This is a genomic window from Achromobacter sp. Marseille-Q0513, from assembly GCF_018195695.1.
GTDB lineage: Bacteria > Pseudomonadota > Gammaproteobacteria > Burkholderiales > Burkholderiaceae_B > Achromobacter.
Genome location: NZ_JAGTJY010000223.1, coordinates 1 through 8,850, shown reverse-complemented (window position 1 = coordinate 8,850; position 8,850 = coordinate 1). Strand labels below are relative to the sequence as shown.

The window sequence follows — 8,850 nt, the reverse complement described above, 5'->3', positions numbered from 1 at the left end:
CATCAGGATCTGTCTTCCTTGTCGTGGGAGGGCCGCACCGGCGCCGCCGTCTCGCTGGCCGTCAGCGTGCTGGCCCTGTTGCTGGCGGTCTGGGTGCTGGTGCTGCGCCCGCTGGTTTTCTGAATCCCGTTCCGCCCGGCGCGCGGGCGGCCCTCCCACGACAAGGAAGACAGATCCTGATGAAATTCGACGATGCATCCTGGCACTACGAAGGCGACTATCCCGACGATCTGCCTGATTCCGCCGCCGCCACCCACATCGGCATGTTCCTGGCCTGGGCGCTGTTGCACGGCATGGCGGGCGAGGAACTGGCCGACGACTCGGCCGAGGCGCTGGCCGCCTTGCAACGCCGGGAATTGAGCGGCGCCCAGTTCCTGATCACCGAGCTGGACGAAAAGCTGATCGATGAAGACCTGAACGCCGAGGGCGCCGCCTTCGCCCTGGCGTACTACGTGGGCGACGATCATGACAGCCGCTACATCGACGACTACTTCGCCGCCTTCTCCGTGGACGAAGCTTCGCTCTACCGCGTGCCGGACACCTGGGAACACTATGAACGGCTGGCCCCGGCCATCGACGCGCGCTACGCCCGCTGGGTCCGTGAAGGACGGCCGCAGTACGTGGTCTAACTTCCGCAGATGTACTCCTCCAGGAACGTGCGCGCCGCGCGCACGTAGCAGCAAACGCCGCGCGAATCACATCGTTCTGTGACCGAGTTGTTTCATTCCGCTTCGTTTGCAAACAAGTCTTAAACCTGTGGCAGGCGCCGGGAGCAGTCGATAAGCTCCCGGCGCTTGGCGTTGCTGCCCGGCGGCTCGCCCGATATCCCGCAACACAGGAGCTTTTCCATGAAATCCCTTTTCCGCCCGATCTTCGCCCTGGCCCTGGCGCTGCCCTTGCTGCTCGCTGCCTGCGGCGACAAGGAACCCGAGCAACGCGCCGCGTTCACGCAGTTCCTGCAGACCCGCATCATCGACAAGCCCGGCGTGCGCGTGCCGCAACTGACAGCAGAAGAAAAGAAGTCCTTCGGTGACTATGCCACGCACTACGCCGTGATCACGGATTTCAACTCGGGCATGGACGCATCGGTCAAGCCGCTGAACAGCCTGATGCAAAAGGGCGGCATGCGTACACTGAGCGACATCGTCACCCGCCGCGACGACCTGAAGACGGTGCAGACGGCGCTCAACGACATGGGCGTGGCGCTGAAGGAACAGCAAGGCAAGGCCGACGCCGCCCGCGCGCAGCTCAAGCAGCCCGACGACCTGAAGGCCGTCTATGCAAAGGCCTATGAAAAGACCGTGACGCTGCCCGCCGACACCTTCCGCAGTGTGCTGCCGCAGATCAACGCCACCTTCGACAGCAGCCTGAAGATCGCCGACTACGTCGCCCAGCACCAGAAGGAAATCCAGATCTCCGGCTCGATGGTCCAGGTCAGCGATCCGGCCGTCCAGAAGGAATTGAACACGATGCTGCAAGACCTGAACACCCAGGCGCGCAACGTACAGCAGGCGCATACCCGCCTGCAGGCCGTGATGCTGGGCCGCTGAGCCCTTGCTTGAAGCGCGCCGCCTTGCGGGCGGCGCGCAGCCGGCCCGCCGGCGCCTTACCGGCCGGCCATGGCCACGCGGTTGCGGCCGGCCTCCTTGGCGCGATAGACCGCCGCGTCCGCGGCTTCGACCAGGCTGGCAGCCGCCTGCCCTGGCTCGGGCAGCGCCGACGCCACCCCGATGCTCAGCGTGACGATGCCCCCGTCATTGTCCTGGTGCGGCAGCCGCAAGGCGGCGACCGACTTGCGCAGGCGTTCGGCGATGACGGCGGCCTGCCGCCCTTCCGTGCGCGGCCGCAACAACACGAACTCTTCCCCGCCATACCGCGCCGCCAGGTCGCGCGGCCGCCGCGCCTTCTGGCGGATGGCCTGAGCCAGCCGCCTCAACAGCGCATCGCCCTCCTGGTGCCCATAGCGATCGTTGTAGCGCTTGAAGTGGTCCGCATCCACGAACAGCAGGGACAATGGCGCGCGCTCGCGCAGCGCGCTTTGCCACTCGCGCTCGAGCACCTCGTCGAATAGCCTGCGGTTGGAGATGCCCGTCAGGCCGTCGGTATGCGCCTGCGCCTCCAGCCTGCGCTCGACCTCGCCGCGCCGCGCCATTTCGCGGCGATACAACCACATCAGCGCCAGCACCGCCGCCGACAGGGCGATGGTGACGGGCACGATCAGCATCGCCCGGCGCACCCAGGGTTGCAGCACCTCGTCCACGGCCAGCGCCACGGCGACCACCACGGGTGTGCCTGCCACACTGTCGAATGTATAGAGGCGACGCACGCCGTCCGGCGACAGGATGCCGACAAAAGCGCCCTCCCGCCGGATCAGGAATTGCTGGAAGGCCGGCGACATGGCGAGGTCGTCGCCCAGGTCGCTCATGGAATACGGGTCGCGCGCCAGCACCGCGCCGTCGTTGCGGAACACGGTGATGACATCGCGCTCGCCGATCGACAGGCCCGAAAAGCGGTCGCGGAAATACGCCAGGCGCAGCGTGCCCACGACCACGCCGGCGAAGCTGCCATCGGGATTGGCCAGCCGGCGGCTGACGGCCAGGCTCTCGTCGCCGCCGCGCAGGCGGCTGCGGTAGGGACGGCTGAGATACATGCCCACGTCGTCGGCGTCGCGATGGACCCGGAAGAAATCGCGATCGGCGAAGCTGGTCAGGGGCGGCGCGATGGAGGCGGAGTCGTAGCGGACCAGGCCGTCGCGGTCCAGCACCAGGATGGTGCCCAGGTACTCTGCCGAGGCGGAGCGGTCGAACAGGAAACGATGCAGCGTCTGCGGCGCCAACAGCGCCACGCCCGGCTCGTGCAACCGTTCGATCACGCCCTGCAAGGACAGGTCGTAGACGTGGAGCGTGCGGCCAATGGCGCCGGCCAGCCCGTCGGCCAGATTGCGCGACGCCACGTAGGCCGCGTCCCAGGTGCCGCGCCGGTCGGCCCACAGCAAGGCCGCCGCGGCCACGCAAATGCCCACCGCGACCAGCGCGGCCAAGGAGTACAAGGCGCGGTGCACATAGCCGTGGGGCTTCAAGACGGCGCTCCTTCGCGGCGGCCCGGGGCCGGATTCATATCCTGTAAAGCAGCAGCCAGATAATGCCGGGCCATGTGAAGCCGCGCAAGCTGCGGCGACATATGGTGTAAACACACCGTGAATACGTGACGCGGGCGCTTGCCGTATGATGCGCCCGCGGCCGTCCCCGGCTACCATGGCGCAATGCTGGCCGCGTGCATGGACCGAGCCGAATTGAACCGGACCCGCGGCCGCCTCCGAGACACTATGGAAAAAAAGGATCGGATCTACAGCTTGCCGACATGGCGCATGACGAAGTGGCTGGTCAAGCCCGGCCGCAACGTGCCCGCCGATATCCAGGTCGCCCTGCTGGGCGGCCTGTTCGGATCCCTGCCGATATTCTTCGGCGGCATCATCAATACGCTGATGGTCGCCGCGCTGATCACCTTCCGCCGCCCCGAGCCACCCTTCCTGCTGTGGCTGGCGCTGGAAACGCTGGTCTGCGCCTCGCGCATCGTGGTGCTGATCTCGGCCCGCCGGGCAGCGCTCGCCGGCAAGCCCACGCACACGGACCTGTACGTGGTGCTGGCGCTCTGCTGGGCGCTGAGCGTAGGCTACGGCACCTTCATCAGCCTGCTCAGCGGCGACTGGATCGCCGCCACGCTGGCCTGCCTGTCGGCAGCGTCGATGGTGGGCGGCATCTGCGTGCGCAACTTCGGCGCGCCGCGCCTGTCCGCGGCGATGGTCGCCCTGAGCATCGGGCCCTGCGCGCTGGGCGCGCTGTTCACCCACGAATCCATCCTGTGGCTGGTGCTGGTGCAGGTGCCCTTGTACATGACGTCCATGTCCATGGCCTCGTACCGCCTGAATGACATGCTGGTGTCCACCATGCTCGCGCGGCGCGAGAACGAGCTGCATGCCCGCCAGGATTCACTGACCGGCCTGCTCAACCGTCACGGCCTGTTCGGCGCGCTGGACACCGCCGTCCGGAACGCCGGCCACGGACATGCGGAATATGCGGTGCTTTATCTGGACCTGGACGGCTTCAAGGCCGTCAACGATCCCTATGGCCACGCGGCGGGCGATACGCTGCTGACCCAGGTATCCGCCCGCCTGGTCGCACTCAAGCCGGCGGACGCGGTGGCCGCGCGCATCGGCGGCGACGAATTCGTGCTGCTGGCCGGCCGCTTGTCCGAGGCCGAGGCGCGCGAACTGGGCGAACGCATCATTGCCTCGGTTTCCCTGCCCTACGATCTGGACCAGGACAAGCCGGTGAGCATCGGCGGCAGCGTCGGCATCGCATTGATTCCGCGCCACGGCGCCGACAGGGCCTCGGTGCTGCACGCGGCCGACCAGGCCCTGTACCTGGCAAAATCGGCGGGCAAGAGCCGCACGGCGATGGCCCAGCCCTGACGCCGGCCGGCCGCCGGATCAGGACACGGCGGCGGCGATGCGGAACGGAAAGCCCTTGGCGCCACGCGCCTTGTCCGTTTCACGGTGGGCGCCGATGGCCCAGGCCGGTCCGCCCGCCCCCGTGTGCGATACCAGCTCGCGCATCGCCTGCGCTGAAAATCCGCAGCGCAGCACGGCGGCCTGTCGGCGGGCAAGCTCGAAACCAATGGCTTGCGGCGGCGTGGTGATGCGATCTGATTGCAGCATGGCGGCCTCCTGGCGGCGGATCCTTCGGAATGAAGGACCGACCGGCCCAATCTAACTCAGCAGGCGCGGCTTGCGCGTGAAATGAAGCGAAAATAAATGCAAAGATCGCTTTACATAGATGCCGCGAATGCTTGTCACATGGGCGTGCTGCGCGCCGCCTCGTGACTCTCCGGCGTCTCCCGGTCCGGCTGGTCGTTCCGACCGTCGGCCGGGCTGCTCATGTTGCCGTACAGCAGGGAACGGCCGGCGAACAGGCCGCCGGCCACTTCCAGCTCGAAGCGCTCGGCGTCGCGCCGGCGCACGTCGGCCATCGCTTCCTCCGCCTCGTCCGCCGGCACCCCGGCTTCGCGCAGGGCGGCTTCGCCGAAGGCCAGGGCCGACTCCAGGGTTTCACGCACCTGGAAGTCCACGCCCTCCTTCACCAGCGCCAGCGCATGGATGCGGTCATAGGCGCGCACCACCAGCTTGACCAGGGGGAATTCCGACTTGATCAGCTTGACCGTGTGGTTGACGGCCTTGGGGTCGTCGATGCAGACCAGGATCAGCTTGGCGGTCTCGGCGCCGGCGGTGCGCAGCATGTCCACCCTGGTTCCGTCCCCGTAATAGACCTTGACGCCCCATTTGGCGGCGGCCCGGATAGCGTCCGTGTCGGTATCCAGGATGGACACCTTGATGCCGCGCGCCAGCATTGCCTGGGTGACGATCTGGCCAAACCGCCCGAAACCGATGATGAGCGCGCAGCCGTCCAGGTCGCGCGCCACGTCCACCCCGTCCATGGACGGCGCCGGCTTGGGCAGCAGCCAGCGCAGCGCCAGCACGCACAGCGGGGTCAGGGCCATGGAAATGATGACCACGGCGATCAGCACGGCCGCGAGATGGGCGTCGAAGATGCCGACCGCGGCGGCCGCGCCGTACAGCACGAAGGCGAACTCGCCGCCCTGCGCCAACAGCGCGGCGCGGGTCAGCGCCTCGCCATGGGAGGCGCGCAGCGCGCGGGCGACGGCATAGACGCCGATGGACTTGACCGCCATGAAGACCAGCACCGCCGCCAGGATCAGCTGCCATTCGCGCGCCACCGCGGACAGGTCCAGCGACATGCCCACGCCCAGGAAGAACAGGCCCAGCAGGATGCCCCGGAATGGTTCGATCTCGGCTTCCAGCTGGTGCCGGAAGGTGGATTCGGACAGCAGCACCCCGGCCAGGAATGCGCCCATCGCGGTGGACAGGCCGCCCAGCTCCATCAGCAAGGCCGCGCCCAGCACCACCAGTAGCGCCGCCGCCGTCATGACCTCGCGCGCGCGGGCCGCGGCCAGCAGGCGGAACAGCGGATTGAGCAGCCATCGACCAGCCGCCAGCAGCGCCAGCACGCAACCCAGCGCGATGGCGGCCTGGGTCCAGGGGTCGCCGTGCCCGCCCGTGCCGGCGGGCGCCAGCAGCGCGGCCAATGCCAGCAGCGGCACGATGGCCAAGTCTTCCAGCAGCAGGATGGAAACGATGCGCTGGCCCTGGGCGCTGGCGGTCTCGTCGCGCTCGGCCAGGATCTGCATGACGATGGCGGTGGAGGACAGCACGAAGCCCATGGCCGCCATGAACGCGGCCGGCGCCGACAGCCCGACCAGCAGGCCGACCCCGGTCAGCAGCGCGCCGCAGGCCAGCACCTGGGCCACGCCCAGGCCGAAGATCTCTCCCCGCAGCTTCCACAGCCGCGAGGGCTGCATCTCCAGCCCGATGATGAACAGGAACATCACCACGCCCAGCTCGGCGACGTGCAGGATGGACTTGGGATCGGAAAAGAAGCCGATGCCGAACGGGCCGATCGCCAGGCCGGCCGCCAGATATCCCAGCACCGACCCCAGCCCCAGCCGCTTGAACAACGGCACCGCGACCACCGCCGCGCCCAGCAGCACGACGACGTTGACGAGTTGATTGCCTTCGGCGGGCACGGACATGAGGCTTCTCCTGGTTCGGGTAGCCCTCAGTCGGGCATCTAAAGCATCGGTCGCCATCCATCGGGATGCCGCGGAACCGGCTTTGCCGGTCCGCAGGCATGCCCCTCCAGGGGCAGCGCGCAAGCGCTTCGGGGTGAGTCCTAGTCCTCGCGGAACTGCATCTTGTAGAGCGACGCGTACAAACCGTTGGCAGCCAGCAACTCGGAATGGGCGCCCTGTTCGACGATCTTGCCGGCGTCCAGCACGATGATGCGGTCGGCGTTCTGCACGGTGGACAGGCGGTGCGCGATGACCAGCGTGGTGCGACCGCGCATCAGGCGTTCCAGCGAGGCCTGGACCTGGCGCTCGGATTCGTTGTCCAGGGCCGAGGTGGCCTCGTCCAGGATCAGGATGGGCGCGTTCTTGATCAGGGCGCGCGCGATCGCCAGGCGCTGGCGCTGGCCGCCCGAGAGGCGCGCGGCGTTCTCGCCCACCTGGGTCTGCAGGCCGTTGGGCAGGCTCTCGACGAATTCCAGCAGGTTGGCGGCGGCGAGCGCGTCGCGGACTTGCTGCTCGCTCGCCTCGCCCAGCGCGCCGTAGCCGACGTTGGCGGCAATGGTGTCGTCGAACAGCACCACGTCCTGGCTGACCAGCGACAGGTGCGAGCGCAGGCTGCGCAGCGTCAGGTCGTTGACGGGCACGTCGTCGACCAGGATGGTTCCGCTCTCGGCCAGCACGAAACGCGGCAGCATGTTCACCAGCGTGGTCTTGCCGCTGCCCGAGCGGCCCACCAGCGCCACGGTCTGGCCGGGCTCGACGGTGAAGGACACATCGTTCAGCGTATCGCGGTCGGCGTCGGGGAAGCGATGGCCGACGCCGCGGAATTCCACGCGGCCGCGCACCGGCTCGGGCAGCGTGCGCGTGCCCTGGTCGATTTCCGGCTTCTGGTCGATCAGCGTGAACACGCTTTCGGCGGACACCAGCATCTTCTGCATGCGGGCGGCCACATTGGTCAGGCGCTTGATGGGATCGAAAATCTGCGCCAGGGCGGCCATGAACGAGGCAAAACTGCCCACGGTCAAGGCGCCGCTATTGGCCTGGCTGAGTGCGACGGCGATCACCGCGCCCACGGAAATCGAGATGCAGACCTGGGTCAGCGGCGTCAGCGCGGCGTCGGCCGTGGTCGTGCGCATGGCGAAGCGGCGCAGCTTGCCGCTGACGAAGGCGAAGCGGCCGCGCTCGACTTCGTAGCCGTCGAACAGCTTGATGACGCGCTGGCCGTCGATGCCCTCGCTGACCACGCGGGTCAGCTCGGCATTCATGTTGACGGTGTCGCGGTTGATGCTGCGCAGGCGCTTGATGAACACGCGGGCGACCAGCACCGACACTGGCAGCATGATCAGGATGATCAGGGTCAGCACCCAGGACATGTACAGCAGCACGCAGATGAGCGCGATCACGACCAGGGTTTCGCGCACCAGCACGGAAATCACATCGGTGGCGTAGCCGGTGACGTTGCCAGCGTCGATGGTGAAGCGGTTCAGCAGGCGGCCGGTGTCGCCGGTCTTGAAGTCGGCGTCGGGCAGCCCCAGCAGGCGTTCGAACATGTCGCGGCGCATGCCCAGCAGCACATTGTTGGCCACCCAGGCCAGCAGGTAGTCGCTGAAGAAATTGCAGACCCCGCGCACGAAGATCAGTCCCACCACCGCCAGCGGCAGGGACCAGACATAATGCGGCTTGACGCCGGAAAAGCCCTCGTCGAGCAGCGGCTTCATGATGACCGCCAGTGTGGGCTGGGTGGCCGCCGCGCCCGCCATCAGCAGGATGGCAAGCACCAGGCCCTTCCAATAGGCGCCCACGCGCTTGTAGATCCGCCCCCAGAGTTCGGCTTTGACAGGCTCGGAGCCCAAGGTCGCTTTGCGTGCGGCAGAATTCAAAGGAATTACTCGCTTCAATACAATTATGCGGTGGATTGTACCGGCTGCGCGCCGCCGTCCGCCCCCTGTCCCGTTCCTGACCTGCGCCCCGGCGCCCGCCCATGTCCGAATTCAGCTGCCTGTATGTCCGCCTGCCCAACTGGGTTGGCGATGTCTGCATGAGCCTGCCCAGCCTGCGTGCCCTGCAGGCGGCCGGCCTGCCCCTGGTGATCTGCGCCCGCCCCTGGGCCCGGGACCTGCTGGAGGGCATCGACAAGCAGGATTTCAT

At 67.6% G+C, this 8,850-nt stretch carries 7 protein-coding genes and 1 pseudogene; 4 read left to right on the top strand and 4 right to left on the bottom strand.

Translation table 11 applies throughout. The features are described from left to right. Positions 1 to 179 precede the first annotated feature (179 nt). Both KDH83_RS27510 and KDH83_RS27505 read left to right on the top strand, forming a co-directional pair. A complete protein-coding gene (locus KDH83_RS27510; RefSeq protein WP_212321548.1) occupies positions 180 to 629 on the top strand; it encodes a hypothetical protein in 450 nt (149 codons plus the stop codon). Between the two features lie 219 nt (positions 630 to 848). Next, on the top strand, positions 849 to 1,550 hold the full coding sequence (locus KDH83_RS27505) for a DUF3053 domain-containing protein (RefSeq protein WP_212321547.1): 702 nt from the start codon (positions 849 to 851) through the stop codon (positions 1,548 to 1,550). A gap of 56 nt (positions 1,551 to 1,606) precedes the next feature. On the opposite strand, the gene KDH83_RS27500 is transcribed toward KDH83_RS27505, so the two are convergent. Beyond that, positions 1,607 to 3,079: a sensor domain-containing diguanylate cyclase gene (locus KDH83_RS27500; RefSeq protein WP_212321545.1), complete on the bottom strand. Its 1,473-nt coding sequence runs from the start codon at positions 3,077 to 3,079 to the stop codon at positions 1,607 to 1,609. A 246-nt stretch (positions 3,080 to 3,325) separates the two neighbouring features. Here KDH83_RS27500 and KDH83_RS27495 point away from each other — a divergent pair, with 246 nt between their 5' ends. Continuing rightward, complete coding sequence (locus KDH83_RS27495) at positions 3,326 to 4,471, top strand: diguanylate cyclase (RefSeq protein ID WP_212321543.1); 1,146 nt, start codon at positions 3,326 to 3,328, stop codon at positions 4,469 to 4,471. 18 nt (positions 4,472 to 4,489) lie between these two features. Here KDH83_RS27495 and KDH83_RS27490 read toward each other — a convergent pair whose 3' ends face one another. The 3 genes from KDH83_RS27490 to msbA all read right to left on the bottom strand — a co-directional run bounded on the left by KDH83_RS27490 (position 4,490) and on the right by msbA (position 8,582). Continuing rightward, positions 4,490 to 4,717 (bottom strand): hypothetical protein, encoded by a 228-nt coding sequence (locus KDH83_RS27490; RefSeq protein ID WP_212321533.1) that lies wholly within the window; start codon positions 4,715 to 4,717, stop codon positions 4,490 to 4,492. 134 nt (positions 4,718 to 4,851) lie between these two features. After that, positions 4,852 to 6,666, bottom strand: coding sequence for a monovalent cation:proton antiporter-2 (CPA2) family protein (locus tag KDH83_RS27485; protein WP_212321531.1), 1,815 nt, complete (start codon positions 6,664 to 6,666; stop codon positions 4,852 to 4,854). A 140-nt stretch (positions 6,667 to 6,806) separates the two neighbouring features. Next, entirely contained in the window at positions 6,807 to 8,582 is a 1,776-nt protein-coding gene (msbA, locus tag KDH83_RS27480; RefSeq protein WP_212321529.1) for a lipid A export permease/ATP-binding protein MsbA, read from the bottom strand. 101 nt (positions 8,583 to 8,683) lie between these two features. Here msbA and KDH83_RS32700 point away from each other — a divergent pair. Then, positions 8,684 to 8,850, top strand: a pseudogene (locus tag KDH83_RS32700) (heptosyltransferase); the annotation flags it as partial.